The organism is Microbispora sp. NPDC088329 (assembly GCF_040685655.1).
Taxonomy (GTDB): Bacteria; Actinomycetota; Actinomycetes; order Streptosporangiales; family Streptosporangiaceae; genus Microbispora.
The window spans coordinates 57,800-72,797 of record NZ_JBFBIP010000003.1; the positions used below are offsets into that span (position 1 = coordinate 57,800).

Below are 14,998 nucleotides of genomic sequence, written 5' to 3' on the forward strand. Positions count from 1 at the left end.
CGTGATGACGACGCTGAGGAAGCCGGGTACTCCCCCTCGAACTGTGTTCAAGTATTCACGAAATCAGCTTCGTGTGTCAACCGGCGCCCCGAAGAGCTCGAGAAACTCGCCGATGTGCCGGTGCCGCTCGATCGGGTGGCGGAACGGCGCGAGAGGGTTGATCGTGTAGTGGTTGCGCCGCCCCACGCGCTCACGGCGCAGGTAGCCGGCCGCCTCCAGGTCGGACACGATCGCCTGGGCCGCCCGCTCGGTGATGCCGACCGACTCGGCGACCTCCCGCAGCCGCGCGTCGGGATCGCGGGAGAGCGCGAGCAGGACGTGCGCGTGGTTGGTGAGGAACGTCCAGCCGCCTGCGGGGGAGGAGGTGCTCATACCTCATTATGCGATGGCGGATTCGCGAAACCGAGGTCGGCCACCCCGTCGTGACCAGCGGCGGCCACACGTGCAGGCCCGGCCACACGTGCAGGCCGGCGAGGCGGGCCGTCAGCCCCGCGGCGATGTCGGGCGAGCGGCCGCATGCCGGGGCAGAATGGGGTTTTCGCGGATCTTCTGGGAGGGTCACGTGACCATCGACGTCGGACGGGTGCGGGCGGACACACCGGGATGCGAACACGTCGTCCACCTCAACAACGCCGGCTCGTCCCTGCCGCCGCGTCAGGTGACCGACGCCGTTGTGGACCACCTGCGCCTGGAGGAGCGTACCGGCGGCTACGAGGCGGCCGCCGAGGCCCTCGGCCGGTCCGAGCGGACCTACGACGCGCTGGCCCGGCTCGTCGGCGCGGGGCGTGACGAGATCGCCCTCGTCGAGAACGCCACCCGCGCCTGGGACATGGCCTTCTACTCCCTGCGGTGGCAGCCGGGGGACCGCATCCTCACGTCACGCGCCGAGTACGCGAGCAACGCGATCGCCTTCCTGCAGACCGCCAGGCGGCACGACGTGCGCGTCGAGGTGGTGCCCGACGACGAGACCGGCGCCCTGTCCGTCGAGGCGCTGCGCGACATGATCGACGAGCGGGTCAAGCTCATCGCCGTCACCCACGTGCCGACCCAGGGCGGCCTCGTCAACCCGGCGGCCGAGATCGGCGCCGTGGCGCGGGAGGCCGGGGTGACGTACCTGCTCGACGCCTGCCAGTCGATCGGGCAGTTGCGGATCGACGTTGGCGAAATCGGCTGCGACCTGTTGTCGGCGACCGGCCGCAAGTTCCTGCGCGGGCCGCGCGGCACCGGGTTCCTGTACTGCTCGCGGCGGATACTCGACCGCCTGGAGCCCCCGTTCCTCGACCTGCACGCCGCGACCTGGACCTCGGCGGACACCTACGAGGTGCGCGGCGACGCCCGGCGGTTCGAGAACTGGGAGGGCTACGTGGCCGGCAAGATCGGCCTCGGCGTGGCGGCCGACTACGCGCTGAGCCTCGGGCTCGACGCGGTCGAGGAGCGGGTGAGCGGCCTCGCCGAGGCGCTGCGCGGACGGCTGGCCGTCCTCCCCGGAGTGACCGTGCACGACCGCGGCGCACGGCGGTGCGGCATCGTGACGTTCACCGTGGACGGGCACGACAGCCGCGACGTGGCCGCCCGGCTGTCCGCCGCGAAGATCAACGTCTCGGTGGCGGCCCCGCCCTCCGCCCGGTGGGACTTCGAGTCCCGCGGGCTGCCCCCGATGGTGCGGTCCTCGGTGCACTACTACAACACCGAGGACGAACTCGACCGGCTGTGCGAGGCGCTGCCCACCGCGTGACTACAGGCTCCAGTCGATGACCGGCCCGGCGGGCACGACGCGCAGCGGGTTGATCTTCGGGTGGGTGCCGTAGTAGTGCCGCTTGATGTGGTCGAAGTCCGTCGTGCCGCCGAAGGCCGGATTCGTGTACAGGTCCCGGGCGTAGCGCCAGAGGTTGGGGTAGTCGGCCAGGCGGCGGATGTTCGCCTTGAAATGGGTCACGTACACCGTGTCGAACCGGGCCAGCGTGACCCACAGGCGGACGTCGGCCTCGGTGAGCCGGTCGCCGAACAGGTAGCGGCCGCCCGCCAGGCGCTCATCGAGCTCGTCGAGCGCCGCGAACAACGTCGTCACCGCCGCGTCATACGCCTCCTGGCTCTCGGCGAAGCCGCACTTGTACACGCCGTTGTTGACGTCGGCGTACACGCGGTCGTTGAGCGCGTCGATGTCGCCCCTCAGATCCTCCGGATAGAGGTCGATCCCCGGCCTGGCCCACCGGGCGAACGCCTGGCCGAGGTCGAGGCTGATGTCGGGGAAGTTGTTGCTGACGATCCGGCGGGTGCGCCGGTCCCACAGCACGGGGACCGAGACGTGGCCGTCGTAGCCGGGTTCGGTCGCCTCGTACGCCTCCCGCAGCAGGGTGAAGCCGTTGAGCTCGTCGGGGCCGTGGCCGGGTCCCTCGCGGAACGCCCATCCGCGACCGTCGCGCACCGGATCGACGACGGACATCGACACGACGTCCTCGAGGCCGAGGAGCGCCCGGACGATGACCGACCGATGGGCCCATGGGCAGGCCAGCGACACGTACAGGTGGTAGTGGCCGGGCTCGGCGGGGTATCCGCTGCTTCCGTCGGCGGTCACGCGGTCGCGAAAGCCGTACAGGGGGCGTTCGAACGACCCGTCCGGCCGGGTGGCCGCCTTGATCGTGTAGTCGCCGTAGGCCGCGAAGTCCACCGGACTCGCGGGGGTCGTCGTCGTCACGCCGCCACCGTCCTCTCGTCTCCTGCACGACGAGAGTAACGGGGGCCGGTGGCATGGCGGCCACGGCATCGCCGGCGCACCGGCACCGGCATGGGCACCGGCGGGGTTGGGGCATCGACGCGCCCCACCCGCCATCGCATCGCCATCGCACGAACACGCTTGGACACGCACGGACACGTCGCCGCCGGTGCGCATCTCCCGGGCGGCGGTGCCGCGCCTGCGCGCCGTACCGACGCGGGGCGGGGCGCCGCCCTTCATCGGCCGGGTCCGCTCAGTGGGCCGGTCCCATGTGCGCCGGCCCCGTCGCGCCGAAGCCGCCGGGCCGTCCGCGCTCCATCATGCCGAACCGCATGGTCGCCAGGCCGAAGAGCAGGATGAGCGCGCCGACGACCACGTTGCTGATGATTGTGGCGGTGGTCGCCATGCCGCCGCGGATCACCCAGGGGGCGATGATGGTCCAGATGCCGAGCAGTGGGGCGACCCAGGAGATTCCGTAGGTGCGCCCGAACGCCGAGCTGTACCCCATCGCCAGAAGCGCCACGGCGAGGCCCGTGACCAGGTTGTTCACGGCAAGCGGAGTTCGCGTGCCGCTGAATCCGACGATCCACGGCGAGAGCGCTAGATACAGGCCGCTCAGGAGCGTGAGACCGTCGGCGAGCTGCGCGGCGGGATTCGCCGCGGCGGCCTCGTAGCGGGCACGCATTTGCATGATGTCGGGATGAGTCCCGATGTCGGCGCCGTGTGTCATCCGTCACACCACCCTTCAGAGGTGTGTGCTGTAGTCCTTATTCCTAGCGTACGCCCGGTTCGTCACTTTTTCCCGTTTTGGTGAGATTGTGCTTGCGTGGTGTGACGTGCGACACGCCGAGCGGTGTTTAGCCCCTTCACCAGCGGAAAGAGGGAGTTCGTCAGCTTCTGGAACCGAGAGGAGCGTCCGGATGAGCATGGAGGACAAGTTCCGCAACAAGTCGGAAGAGGTCACCGGCAAGGCCAAGGAAGGGCTCGGCAAGGTCACCGACGACGAGAGTCTCGAGGCCGAGGGCCGGGCCGACCAGTCGGAGAGCCACATGAAGCAGGCCGGCGAGAAGGTGAAAGACGCCGCCGGCAAGGTGAAGGACGCCTTCAAGGACTGACCCGCGGGTACGGCGATCTCGCGACAGGCGACAGACCGTGCGCGGCCCGGACGAACGGGCCGACGGCCGTCGCCGGGGGACGAGGGGCCGCCGAGCCGGGTGCTGCTTCCCGGCGCTCCCGTCCCTGTGGGGTGAGGAAAGAACGCCTGACCGGGAAAGAACGGCGCGGTTGGAAGAACGGCCGGCTCCTTGGGGAGCCGGCTTCCGCGTGCACGGGCCCGGTTCGTACGGCGACGTGCCCGCCCCGGCTCCGCCGCTGCTTCGGTGAATCCCCCTGGTCCCGTCGAGTTCCGGGAGAGCGTGGTTCCGGGCCGGTGGCCGCCGGCCCGCGGTGGACGGACGCCGGTCAGGCCGCGTGCGGCAGCGTGATGCGGAGGGTCGACGTCACGAGAGCCTGGACGAGACGCACGAGCAGCGCTTCCAGGACCATGAGGGCCGCCCGGGAGAGTACGGCGGCGAGGAACTCAGTCACTTCACACCTCTGTGGGACAAATCGGCTTCTATGGAAGAGTTACGCATAAACCTCCCAGAACGGCGTAGTTAAGGTTACCGTTCGGTGAACAGTCGGCGACCGTTGTGGATACACGTCCTGATCATGGGTCCCCCGGCGCGTTCCTGATCACCGCCCTGCCCCGGCGAGGCCGAGCACGCGGCGGCCCGGCGCCGCTCCCGCTGCGGGCGGGCCGGTCCTGCGGTGCGGGCCGGGTTGTGCGATGCGCCCGGCCAAGTGGTGCGGGCTGGTCCTGTGGTGTCGCCCGGTTGTGTCTGCGGGCCTGCGATCCGGATTGGTCCCGCGGTGCGGCCCGGTTGTGTGGTGCGGGCCGGGTCTTCGCCATGCAGCGCCGATCGCGCGGTGCCGCCGGTTCGCGGACCCGCGCGAGGCGCATCTCGTTTACTTGGTGCCGGTGGCCCGGGTACGCCGGGCGGCGGTGGCGGCGCCGGCGGGGGTCTTCGCCTCGCCCCTGGCCGTCGTGGTCCTCCTCCCGGTCGCCTGCCCTGCTGTCTGCGCCGCCGGCTCCTGCATGGCCGTGGGCCCGGCGCCGGCGCCGGGCGTCCCCGATGTGGCCATGGTCGTCCCGCGGGTGTCTCTCTGCGGGCCGCTGAGCGGGGACCAGCGTTGCTCGCGGCCCCTGGCGCGCTGCGCGAGCAGTGTTCCCGCGCCGATGGCCGCCGCCACCGGCCACTCGAGGATGCCGAGCGCGGCCAGTGCGCCGAGGCCGCCGTAGTACATGATGCGCTCCGGCGGCGGAAGGAACGTCCGGGCGACGTCCATGGCGTGCCCGACGTCACGGCCGCTGATGTGCGGCATGCCCACATGCGGCAGGTGCATTTCGGGTGCCCGCAGCTGCAGCCGCAGGAACGGCAGGTTCAGGTCCAGCTGGGGCCGGTGCTCTTCCTTCATCTCCGGACCCGGGCCGCCGGGCGGAGCCGGAGTGGGCGTGGGCGGCCTGGTCGTCGTCCGGGCACGGGACGTCCGGCCCCGGGTGGTCGTCGTGCCCGCCCCGGCGGTCGTGCCTGCCGCGGTCGTGCCCGGCGTCGTCTCGGTCGTGGTCATGGATCCTCCCCCGATGGCGTCTCCCTCGACCGCAGGTCTCTGTCCGACCCGCGAGAGCTTCGGGAAGATGACCTTTCTATCCTCTATCGAGCCTCCTGTGGTTGCTGGTGCTGATAGCGACTATTTGCCCACTTTTGCCGGTGCTTTCGCGCTCCCGGCCCTTGAGGCGAGGATGGCGGGCATGACACGCATAGGGATCTTGCTGTTCGACCGGGTGGAGGAGCTGGACGCGGTGGGCCCGTGGGAGGTCTTCGGCGTGTGGGCGAAACTGCGCCCGGACGAGGCGGAGGTCGTCGCGTTCGCGCCGCGGGCGGGAGCCGTACGGGCCTCCAAGGGGCTGACGTTGCACGCCGACAGGTCGGCGGCCGACGTCGGCCACCTGGACGTCCTCGTGCACCCTGGCGGCGCCGGGACCCGTCCCCAGCTCACGGACCCGGACCACCTCGCGTGGGTGCGGGACCAACGCGGACGCGTGCCCCTGATGACCAGCGTCTGCACCGGATCGCTCGTGTTCGCCGCGGCCGGCCTGCTGGCGGGCCGGCCGGCGACCACGCACTGGGGCGCCCTCGACCTGCTCGCCGAGCTGGACCCGACCGTCGACGTCCGGCGCGACGAGCGCTTCGTCGACGACGGCGACATCGTCACCTCGTCCGGCGTGTCGGCGGGCATCGACATGGCGCTTCACGTGGTGGCGCGGCTCGCGGGAGTCGAGCGGGCCCGGGAGGTGCGCCGGCACATGCAGTACGACCCCGAGCCTCCCGTATGACCCGCGCTCAAGCCGGCGCTCACCTGCTCCCGGCGGGCGACGGGCCTTCGCGCCGCCCGTACGGCCCCGATCGGCTCATCGGTCGAGGACGTGCAGTGTGTGGGCGCCGGCGCTGAGCGGCTCAGGCCCCTCCTCGCCGCACACGACCATGTCGGCCACCCGGGCGCCGAAGAGGTCGGGCAGGTAGATGGCGGGCTCCAGGCAGACGGTCATCCCGGCCTCGAACGTCTCCCCGGCCGCCAGCCAGGGCGCCTCCGCCGGACTCAGCCCGATGCCCCGGCCAGTGCGCGCGGCGGCGTAGGCGCCGTAGCCGCTGCCGTCGATCACCTCGCGGGCGACCCCCTCGGCCTCGGCGCACGCCACCCCGGGGCGTACGCGGTCGACGGCGGCCCGCTGGGCGGCGAGGACGACCGAGTACATGGCGTCGAAGTCCTCCGGCGGCTCCGCGACCGCGAAGACCCGGGCGACCTCGGCGCAGTAGCCGTTCCAGCGCCCGCCGACCGAGACGAGCAGCGCGTCGCCGGGGTTGATCACCCGTTCGCACGGCTGGTGGCGCTCGTCGGCGGAGTGCTCGCCCGCGGCGACGCGCACGGACGGCGCTCCCTCGCAGCCCGTCTCGGCGAGCATCGCCCGGAGCCTGCGGGCCATCGCCAGCTCGGTGGCGCCGAACCACGCGAGCTCGCGGGCGGCGAGCAGCACGGCGTCGGCCGCCGCGGCGGCGTGCCGCATCGCGGTCACCTCGTCTGGCCGCTTGCGCAGGCGGAGCGGCGCGAGCACGGCCGAGGCGAGCACGAGTTCCGCGTCCAGGCGCAGCGCGAACAGTTCGGCGGCGTGCATCTGCGGATCGACCGCCACGCGGGCGGCCGCGGGCGGCACCAGAGCCGCCGCCTGCGCGGGATCGCCGGCCGGCGCGGGCGGCCCGTCCAGCGCCACCACGAGATAGCTCTCCTCGCCGCCCGCCGCCGACAGCGGGGCCGCCCGCAGGTACCGGAAGTCCGGGGAGGGACGCAGCACGAGGGCGTCGATGCCCGCCCCGGCCATTCCGGCGCGTACGTCCCGCAGCACGATCGGGTCGATCATGACGCGGAGGACGGCTCCGGCTCGTGCAGCCAGCAGGCCACCGGCGCGAACTGCGCCGATCCACCCAAGGGCTCCCGCTCCCGGCACACGTCCATCACCAAGGGGCAGCGGGGGTGGAACCGGCAGCCCGCCGGGGGATCGGCGGGATCCGGCACGTCCCCGGGCAGTTCGGCGGGCAGCACCCCGGCGCCGTCCGGCGAGGGGATCGCCGCGAGCAGCGCCCGCGTGTACGGGTGCCGGGGGTCGGCCCACACCTCCGCCGTCGGCCCGGTCTCCACGACCTTGCCGAGGTACATGACCGCGATCCGGTCGGCGATCAGCCGTACGACGGACAGGTCGTGGCTGATGAACAGCAGGCCCGCGCCGGACTCCACGGCGAGGTCGCGCATCAGCCGGGCCACCTGCGCCTGGGCGGAGGCGTCCAGGGCGGAGATCGGTTCGTCCCCGATCAGCAGGGAGGGCCGGGCGGCCAGCGCCCGCGCGATCGCGATGCGCTGCCGCTGCCCCCCGGAGAACTCGTGCGGGTAACGGCCGGCGAACGCGCGTGGTAGCCCGACCCGTTCGAGCAGGTCGGCGGGGCTGGTCGCGGTGTCGCCCGCCGTACGCAGGCCGTCGGCGATCTGCGCGCCCACGCGGCGGCGCGGGTTCAGCGAGGAGTACGGATCCTGGAACACCATCTGCACACCGGTGAGCGCGGGGTCCCTGCGGCGCAGTCCGAGAGGCGTCACCGGGTGCCCGCCCACGCGGATGCGTCCCGCGGCCGCGCCGTGCAGGCCGCACACGGCCCTGGCCAGTGTGGACTTGCCGCACCCCGACTCGCCGACCAGGCCGACCACCTCGCCGGCGGCGACCTGCAGGCTGGCCCCGGCCACCGCCCGCACGACCGGGCGGCCCGGCGTGCGGTGCTCCACGACCAGGTCCTCCACGCACAACAGGGGCCCGGTCAGAGGCATGGTCATGGTGAGTTCTCCCCAGGAGGCACGGGCAGGGCGTCGAGCAGCGAACGGGTGTAGGGGTGGTCGGGCTCGCGCAGCACCCGGCCGCGCGGGCCGGTCTCCACGACCAGCCCGTCCTTCATCACGCTCACCTCGTCGGCGACCGCGGACATCACGCCGAGGTCGTGGGTGACGAGGAGGACGGCGAGGCCGAGGTCGTCGCACAGGCCGCGCAGCAGACGGAGGATCCCGGCCTGCACGGTCACGTCGAGCGCGGTCGTCGGCTCGTCGGCGATCAGCACCTCGGGATCGCAGGCCAGCGCGACGGCGATGGCGATCCGCTGCCGCATGCCGCCGGAGAACTGGTGCGGGTAGCGCCCGAGCGCCTCCTCCGGGCCGGGGATGCGCACCTTGGCGAGCAGGCCGGCGGCGCGCTCCCGCGCCTCCTTCCTGCCGATGCCCAGGTGGTGGCGCATGTGCTCGGTGAGCTGCCGCTCGACCGTCAGCATCGGGTGCAGGCTGGTCGCCGGGTCCTGGAAGACCATGGCGACCTTCGCGCCGCGCACCTTGTTGAGCTCGCCTGCCGGCATGCCGAGCAGGTCCCGGCCGCCGAAGGTGATCCGTCCCGAGGTGCGGGAGCCGTGGGGGAGCAGGCCGAGCACGGCGAGACCGGTCATGGTCTTGCCCGAGCCGCTCTCCCCGGCGAGGCCGTGCACGCGGCCGGCCTCCAGGGTCAGATCGACGCCGTGCAGGATCTCCTGGTCTCCGATGGAGACTCGCAGTCCTTCGATGGTCAGCGCCGCCGTCCGTGATTCGGCCTTCACAGGGCACGCTCCTTGATGGCCCGTGCGGTACGCGGGTCGAGCGCGTCGCGCAACGTGTCTCCGAGGAAGTTGAACGCGAGGACCACCGTCAGGATGGCGAGCCCGGGGAACGTCGCGACCCACCAGCTGTCGAAGACGTCCACTCCGGCGGCGACCATCGCGCCCCACTCGGGCGACGGCGGTTTGGCGCCGAGCCCGAGGAACGACAGCCCCGACAGCAGCAGCAGCGCGGTGCCGATGTCGAGGGTGGCGAGCACCAGGACGGGCCCGGTGACGTTCGGCAGCACGTCCACCCGCAGCGAGCGCCAGGCGGAAAAGCCCAGCAGCCGCCCGCTCAGCACGAACTCGCGCTCCCGTACGCCGAGCACGAGGCCGCGGGTCACCCGCGCGTACGCGGGCCAGGCGACGACGAGCACGGCGAGCACCGCGTTGCCGAGGCTCGCCCCGAGCGCGGCGGCGACGACCATCGCGAGGATGACCGTGGGGAAGGCGAACACGAGGTCGGCCAGGCGCATGATCGTCTCGTCCACCCACCGGCCGAAGTAGCCCGCGCAGGCGCCGAGCAGGCCGCCGACCACCACCGACAGCGCGACCAGCAGCAGCGTGAGCGGGATCGACACCCGCGCGCCGTACATGATCCGGCTGAGGATGTCGCGGCCGAGCTGGTCGGTGCCTAGCCAGTGGCCCGGGCCGGGCGGCGCGAGCCGGGGCAGCTCCTGCGCCAGCGGGTCGTGCGGCGCGAGCACCGGCGCGGCCAGCGCGACCACGATCCAGACCAGCGCGACGACGACGCCGACGACCGCCAGCGGACGCCGCCACGCCTGCGGGAGCCGGCTCACGCGGGTGCGCCCGAAAAGGCCGCCGCGCTTCATGAGACCCTCACCCTCGGGTCGATGACGCCGTACAGGACGTCGACGACCAGGTTGATGACGAGGTAGACCACGCCCACCACGAGACCGACGCCCATGACGGCGGGCAGGTCGAGGGTGGTGGCGCTCTTGTAGGCGTACTGGCCGACGCCCGGCCAGGCGAAGACCGCCTCCACCAGCACGGTGCCGGACAGCAGGCTGCCGAACGCCAGACCGGCCACCGTGATGATCGGCACCAGGGCCGGGCGCAGGACGTACCGGAACAGCACCACCCGGCCGGGCAGGCCCTTGGCGCGGGCGGCGCGGACGTAGTCCTGCCCGAGCACCTCCAGCACCGCCGAGCGGGTGAACCGCGTCAGCAGGCCGATCGTGTAGAGGGCCAGCACGAGCGCCGGAGCGGCCAGGTGGCCGACGGCCGAGGAGAACACCTCCCACCGGCCCGACAGCAGGGCGTCGACCGTGTAGAGGCCGGTGACCTGCGGGGGCGGGGTCATCCCGGGATCGATGCGGCCGCTGCCCGGGGTGACCTGCAGCCGGAAGAAGAACACGTAGAACGCCACCAGCGCGAGCCAGAACGTCGGCACCGAGATGCCGATCAGGCTCAGCACCCGCAGCACGTGGTCCGCGAAGCGGTCCCGGCGCAGCGCCGCGACCACCCCGAATCCGACGCCGAGGACCAGCGAGACGAGGATGGCGGCCCCGGCCAGCTCCAGCGTCGCCGGCACGGACTGGGCGAGGTCGTCGAGCACCGGGCGGTGGCTCTGCTGGCTCGTCCCGAGGTCGCCGTGCAGCAGCCCTGCCAGGTGCATCAGGTACTGCTGCGGCAGCGGCCGGTCGAGGCCGTGGTCGCTGCGCCACTGGGCCACGATCGCCGGGTCGCCGAGCGCCCGCTGGCCGAGGTTGGCCGCCGCGGGATCGCCCGGCACCAGGTTGGTGAGCACGAAGGTGACCAGCGTGATCCCCACCGCCAGCAGCAGCGCCGTGACGACACGCCGTACGAGGAACCGGGCGAACGGGCTGCGCACCGCCCGGCTCCCCGTACGGCGCCTACTTGGCGCCGAGGTCGGCGACATTGATCGTCCACACGGGGTGGTACTCCACGCCGGTGACGGACGCCGCCGTCACGATGTTCTGGCCCGGCTGGATCAGCGGCATGAACGGACCGGTCGCGTTGAGCTTCTGCTGGAAGTCGGTGAACGCCTGCTTGCGGTCGTCGTCGGTCACCGCGGCGCCGGCCTTGTCGGCCGCGGCCTCGACGTCCTTGTCCGCGCCCGCCTTCCATCCGGACCGCAGCCCGACCAGCTTGCCCGGGGCGAACGACAGGTAGTTGCTGGGGTCGGGGAAGTCGGGGCCCCAGTACCACAGGCCCAGCTCCTCCTTGCCGTTGCGGTAGTTGTCCAGGGCGGTGGTGACCGGCGCGGGGGTCAGCTCGACCGTGATGCCGACCTCCTTGAGGTTGGCCTGGATCCGCTCGGCCAGCGGCTGGAAGGACAGGCCGTTCACGGTCAGCTCGCTGGGGTACTCCAGCTTGACCGTGGGGTCGGCCACGCCGCTCTCCTTGAGCGCCGCCTTGGCGCCCTCGACGTCGCGCGTGGCCGCCTGGTCGGGCGGGAGCGCGCCGAGGAACATCGACGGGATGATGCCCGACGCCTGTGTCGAGCCCTCGCCGGCCAGCTCGAGCAGGCCCTGGTAGTCGATGCCCTTGCGCACCGCCTCGACGAACTTGGGGTTCGTCGTGATCTTGCTGACGCTCTGGTCCTGGTTGGCGAGCAGGAAGAACACGTACGCCGAGGCGGTCCGCTTGACCTGCAGACCGCCGGAGATGCCGGCCACCTGGTCGCCGGACAGGTTCAGCGCCACCTGGCTGTCGCCGCGCTGCACGTTGAGCTTCTGCGTGGCCGACTCGACGTTGCGGATGACCACCTTGTCGTAGTACGGCTTCTTCGCGCCCCAGTACTTCGCGTTCGCCTTCAGCACGACCTGGCTGCTCACGTCGAACGACTCGATCGTGTACGGACCCGAGCCGGCCGAGGCGGAGTTCAGGTACTGCTCGGCCTTGTCGTTGGGGTCGTTCGTCGCGCCGTGCTCCTTGGCCACCTTCGAGTTGAGGATGCCGAGGGCCGGGTTCGGCAGGATGTACGGCAGCGCCGGGTTGGGGGTCTTCGACGTCAGCGTGACGGTCGTGTCGTCGGTCTTGGCGATCTCCACGCCGTCCAGCAGGAAGGACGGCGTGCCCTTCATGTCGCGCACGCGGGTGAGGGAGAACACCACGTCGTCGGCCGTCACCGGGGTGCCGTCGCCGAACGTGGCGCCCTGCCGCAGCTTGAGCGTGAGCTCCTTGCCGTCGGGCGACAGCTCGTACGACTCGGCGAGCGACGGCACCGGCTTGGTGACGTCGGAGCCCTCGAACGTGAGAAGCGTGTCGTAGGTCGCCTTGTCGACGATCAGGCCGGTCGGCTCATAGGTCCGCCCGGGGTCCGCCGTCTTGAGGTCGAACGAGGTGTCGATCACGAGCGTCTTGCCCGCGGCGCCGCTCTGGGTGCTGCTGGACGAGCCGCCGCCGGAGCAGGCCGCGAGGGCGAGGGCGCCGGTGAGCACAACCGGGAGCAGGCCGGCCCTCACCTGCCACGAACGGGTCGTCATTATGTGTCCTCCGAAAACAGGCCAACTCTTGGCCGTATGGACGTTTGGTCGCCGATCGTCCAGGATTGTGCGGCAGAAAGTCCAGCTCATGCGGCCAAGCCGAGACGAATCTCCCGCGGAGGTACAACCAGTGACCGAAATGTCAGGCAACTCCGGGTCCGGGGGCGGGCCCACTGGACGGATCGGCATCGGCCTGGAGCTGGACGCCACCCACCTGAAGATCCTCGAGGTGCTCAGGGAGAACGGGCGCATCTCGGTGTCCGCCCTCGCCGAGCGGGTGGGGATCTCCCGGGCCAGCGCCTACACGCGCTTCGAGGCGCTGCGCGCCGACGGCGTCATCAGGCGCTTCACCGCCGAGATCGACCACCAGCGGGCCGGCCTCGGCATCGTCGCGCTGATCTTCGTGACCGTGCGGCAGCAGATGTGGCGGCAGTTCCGGGCACAGCTCGCCCAGATGCCGGAAGTGGAGTACTGCGCCATCACCACCGGGCAGCACGACGCGATGATCCAGGTCAGGGTGGCCGACGTGGCCGAGGTGCACGCGATGGTCACAGAACGCCTGGCCAACATCCCGGCCGTCAAGGCGACCGAGACCGTGTTCATCCTCGACGAGGTGCTCAGGCGGCCGTACGTGCTGCCGAGCGACAGGGAGCGGGACCGGGGGCGCGGCGTCCCGCGGCGGCCCGCCCCCGCCTCCTCGTCCGAGCCCGAGCAGGGCCAGGGACAGGGGCAAGGCCAGGGGCAGGCGCAGGGGAACGGGCAGGGGCTGCCGCTCGGCAAGATGCGGTTCGTCGGGGCGGCCGAGGGCCGCGCCGCGCTGCGCGACGCGACGTAGACGCGACCTGGAGGGGAATCAGAGGGGACGGATCATGAGCCCACTTCGGCGCAGACGCTGACGTGGGTGGTGTCGTCGCCCTCGAACTGGAACTCCTCCACCAGGCGCAGCCGGCCGTCCGGGGCCGTCTCGATGCGGCTGGTGCTGCGGCCGCTCGCGCGCTCGCCGGTCTTCAGCAGGTGGACGTAGGAGATCTCGATGCTGTCCCCGTCCCGCGTGCCCACGAACCGGCCGTGGACGACGGTGTCGCCCGTGTAGTGCCCCCAGATCACGCCGCCCGACTCCTCGTACGCGAACTCCGTGGGCGCGTCGGCGTTCACCGCGCTGGCCGTCGAACTGATCATGACGAAGCGGCGGCCGCTGAGCAGGTCTGTGTTGTTCACGAGTCCGCATCGTGCCGTTCTGTGTGGAAGTCGCAACCTGCTCTGGACGTTCCGTTCACGGAGCCCCGGCCGGGCGTGTGATCCGTCCAGACCACACGCCGCGGCCGGGTCCGGGCGTGAACAGGTGTCAGCGGCCGACGATCTCGGCGAGGGCGGCGAGCGCCGCGCCCCGGGCGCCGGCCATGTCGAGGTCCTCGACCAGCGTCACCGTGGTCACCCGCCGCTGCTCCTCGCGCAGCAGGGTGTGCTCGCGGACCTTCTCCAGGAACCACTCGCGGAAGTGCGGGGCCGCCTCGACCACCCCGCCGCCCAGGAAGTACGCGTCCGGGTCGGTGAAGTTGGCCGCGATGGTGAACAGCCTGCCGATGGCCATCGCCTGCTGCTCGAAGACCTTGAGCGCGAGCGGATCGCCGTTCTCGGCGTAGCCGCGCAGCAGCTTGGCGGCCTTCCCTGCGGGCTCGACCTCGTGAAGCTCGTGGCCGGGGAAGCGGGTCAGCCAGTAGGGCAGCAGGTTCTTCTCGATGCCGGTCAGCGAGGCGACGCTCTCGGCGTCCCCGACGAAGCCGCAGTTGCACTCGGGCAGCGGCTGGTCCTCCTCCAGCAGGCCCTGCAGGGGGATGTGGACGTGCCCCAGCTCGCCGGCCATCCCGGCGGCGCCCTTCACCACGTGCCCCGACTGGACGACGCCGCCGCCGAGACCGGTGCCGACGATCGCCGAGATCGACGAGTGCTGCCAGGCGTCCGGCCCGAAGCGTACGTGGTGGGAGTAGAGGGCGGCGGCGTTGCCGTCGTTGTTGTAGACCACGGGCACCCCCAGCCGGGCCTCCAGCGCCCCCCGGAAGTCGAAGCCGAACCAGCCGGGATCGACGAAGTTCGTCGCGCCCTTCGAGGAGATCACGCCGTCGGCGCTGGCCGGGCCGGGGGTGTCGAGGCCCACCGCGCGCACGGTCGAGCGCGGCGTGCCGGTGAGCTCCAGCACGTCGTCGAGGGCGACCAGGAGCTGCTCGACCGCGACCTCGGGACCCTCCCGTACGAGGCTCGGGGTCTCGACCATCCGGTCCACGAGGAACCGCCCGGAGGCGTCGAGAACGGTCGCGTTGTTGCTCGTGCCGCCGTTGTCGAGCCCGACGACGACCCAGGACCCTGCATCTGCCATGGGGGATGTCCTTTGCGTTCGTGCGTGTCAGTGCGAAGACTACGAGAGCCGGCGCCCGCGGGCACCGGTCGGGGCGCGACAGGCCGTGCACGGTGCGGGCTTCGGCCGGCCACCGCGGCCCTCA

17 protein-coding genes are annotated in these 14,998 nt (G+C 71.9%); 4 read left to right on the forward strand and 13 right to left on the reverse strand.

From position 1 onward, the window contains the following. Nucleotides 1–63 precede the first annotated feature (63 nt). Nucleotides 64–372 (reverse strand): winged helix-turn-helix domain-containing protein, encoded by a 309-nt coding sequence (locus AB0O28_RS07515; RefSeq protein WP_363637377.1) that lies wholly within the window; start codon nt 370–372, stop codon nt 64–66. A 190-nt stretch (nt 373–562) separates the two neighbouring features. Between AB0O28_RS07515 and AB0O28_RS07520 the strand changes: the two genes are divergently transcribed. Further along, nucleotides 563–1,735, forward strand: a complete 1,173-nt coding sequence (locus AB0O28_RS07520; protein WP_363637379.1) for an aminotransferase class V-fold PLP-dependent enzyme — start codon at nt 563–565, stop codon at nt 1,733–1,735. Here the strand turns inward: AB0O28_RS07520 and AB0O28_RS07525 are convergent, their stop codons facing one another. Continuing rightward, the gene (locus AB0O28_RS07525; protein WP_363637381.1) at nt 1,736–2,695 is read right to left on the reverse strand and encodes a glutathione S-transferase C-terminal domain-containing protein; all 960 of its coding nucleotides are present in this window, start codon (nt 2,693–2,695) and stop codon (nt 1,736–1,738) included. It abuts the gene before it with no gap. A gap of 271 nt (nt 2,696–2,966) precedes the next feature. Then, complete coding sequence (locus AB0O28_RS07530) at nt 2,967–3,398, reverse strand: SPW repeat protein (RefSeq protein WP_363637383.1); 432 nt, start codon at nt 3,396–3,398, stop codon at nt 2,967–2,969. Nucleotides 3,399–3,633: 235 nt separating this feature from the next. On the opposite strand from AB0O28_RS07530, the gene AB0O28_RS07535 reads away from it, so the two are divergent. After that, the gene (locus AB0O28_RS07535) at nt 3,634–3,828 is read left to right on the forward strand and encodes a CsbD family protein (protein ID WP_363637385.1); all 195 of its coding nucleotides are present in this window, start codon (nt 3,634–3,636) and stop codon (nt 3,826–3,828) included. 346 nt (nt 3,829–4,174) lie between these two features. Here AB0O28_RS07535 and AB0O28_RS07540 read toward each other — a convergent pair whose 3' ends face one another. Further along, the gene (locus AB0O28_RS07540; RefSeq protein WP_363637387.1) at nt 4,175–4,300 is read right to left on the reverse strand and encodes a hypothetical protein; all 126 of its coding nucleotides are present in this window, start codon (nt 4,298–4,300) and stop codon (nt 4,175–4,177) included. Between the two features lie 420 nt (nt 4,301–4,720). Further along, the gene (locus AB0O28_RS07545) at nt 4,721–5,383 is read right to left on the reverse strand and encodes a hypothetical protein (RefSeq protein ID WP_363637389.1); all 663 of its coding nucleotides are present in this window, start codon (nt 5,381–5,383) and stop codon (nt 4,721–4,723) included. A gap of 181 nt (nt 5,384–5,564) precedes the next feature. Here AB0O28_RS07545 and AB0O28_RS07550 point away from each other — a divergent pair, with 181 nt between their 5' ends. Next, nucleotides 5,565–6,149 carry a DJ-1/PfpI family protein gene (locus AB0O28_RS07550; protein ID WP_363637391.1) on the forward strand — a complete coding sequence of 195 codons (585 nt, stop codon included), beginning with the start codon at nt 5,565–5,567 and terminating at the stop codon, nt 6,147–6,149. 75 nt (nt 6,150–6,224) lie between these two features. On the opposite strand, the gene AB0O28_RS07555 is transcribed toward AB0O28_RS07550, so the two are convergent. The 6 genes from AB0O28_RS07555 to AB0O28_RS07580 are packed head-to-tail and all read right to left on the reverse strand — an operon-like array spanning nt 6,225 to nt 12,500. Beyond that, nucleotides 6,225–7,229 (reverse strand): M24 family metallopeptidase, encoded by a 1,005-nt coding sequence (locus tag AB0O28_RS07555; protein ID WP_363637393.1) that lies wholly within the window; start codon nt 7,227–7,229, stop codon nt 6,225–6,227. Next, entirely contained in the window at nt 7,226–8,188 is a 963-nt protein-coding gene (locus tag AB0O28_RS07560; RefSeq protein ID WP_363637395.1) for an ABC transporter ATP-binding protein, read from the reverse strand. Before AB0O28_RS07560 ends, AB0O28_RS07555 begins: the two co-directional genes overlap by 4 nt. Beyond that, nucleotides 8,185–8,988 (reverse strand): ABC transporter ATP-binding protein, encoded by an 804-nt coding sequence (locus AB0O28_RS07565; protein WP_363637397.1) that lies wholly within the window; start codon nt 8,986–8,988, stop codon nt 8,185–8,187. Before AB0O28_RS07565 ends, AB0O28_RS07560 begins: the two co-directional genes overlap by 4 nt. Continuing rightward, nucleotides 8,985–9,860: an ABC transporter permease gene (locus AB0O28_RS07570; RefSeq protein ID WP_363637399.1), complete on the reverse strand. Its 876-nt coding sequence runs from the start codon at nt 9,858–9,860 to the stop codon at nt 8,985–8,987. Before AB0O28_RS07570 ends, AB0O28_RS07565 begins: the two co-directional genes overlap by 4 nt. Beyond that, nucleotides 9,857–10,882, reverse strand: a complete 1,026-nt coding sequence (locus AB0O28_RS07575) for an ABC transporter permease (protein ID WP_363637401.1) — start codon at nt 10,880–10,882, stop codon at nt 9,857–9,859. Before AB0O28_RS07575 ends, AB0O28_RS07570 begins: the two co-directional genes overlap by 4 nt. A 22-nt stretch (nt 10,883–10,904) precedes the next feature. Beyond that, complete coding sequence (locus AB0O28_RS07580) at nt 10,905–12,500, reverse strand: ABC transporter substrate-binding protein (protein ID WP_363637403.1); 1,596 nt, start codon at nt 12,498–12,500, stop codon at nt 10,905–10,907. Between the two features lie 139 nt (nt 12,501–12,639). Between AB0O28_RS07580 and AB0O28_RS07585 the strand changes: the two genes are divergently transcribed. Beyond that, nucleotides 12,640–13,335, forward strand: coding sequence for an Lrp/AsnC family transcriptional regulator (locus AB0O28_RS07585; RefSeq protein ID WP_363638374.1), 696 nt, complete (start codon nt 12,640–12,642; stop codon nt 13,333–13,335). A 32-nt stretch (nt 13,336–13,367) separates the two neighbouring features. Here AB0O28_RS07585 and AB0O28_RS07590 read toward each other — a convergent pair whose 3' ends face one another. Beyond that, nucleotides 13,368–13,718, reverse strand: coding sequence for a hypothetical protein (locus AB0O28_RS07590; RefSeq protein ID WP_363637405.1), 351 nt, complete (start codon nt 13,716–13,718; stop codon nt 13,368–13,370). A gap of 127 nt (nt 13,719–13,845) precedes the next feature. Next, nucleotides 13,846–14,874 (reverse strand): ROK family protein, encoded by a 1,029-nt coding sequence (locus tag AB0O28_RS07595; RefSeq protein ID WP_363637407.1) that lies wholly within the window; start codon nt 14,872–14,874, stop codon nt 13,846–13,848. Nucleotides 14,875–14,998 lie beyond the last annotated feature (124 nt).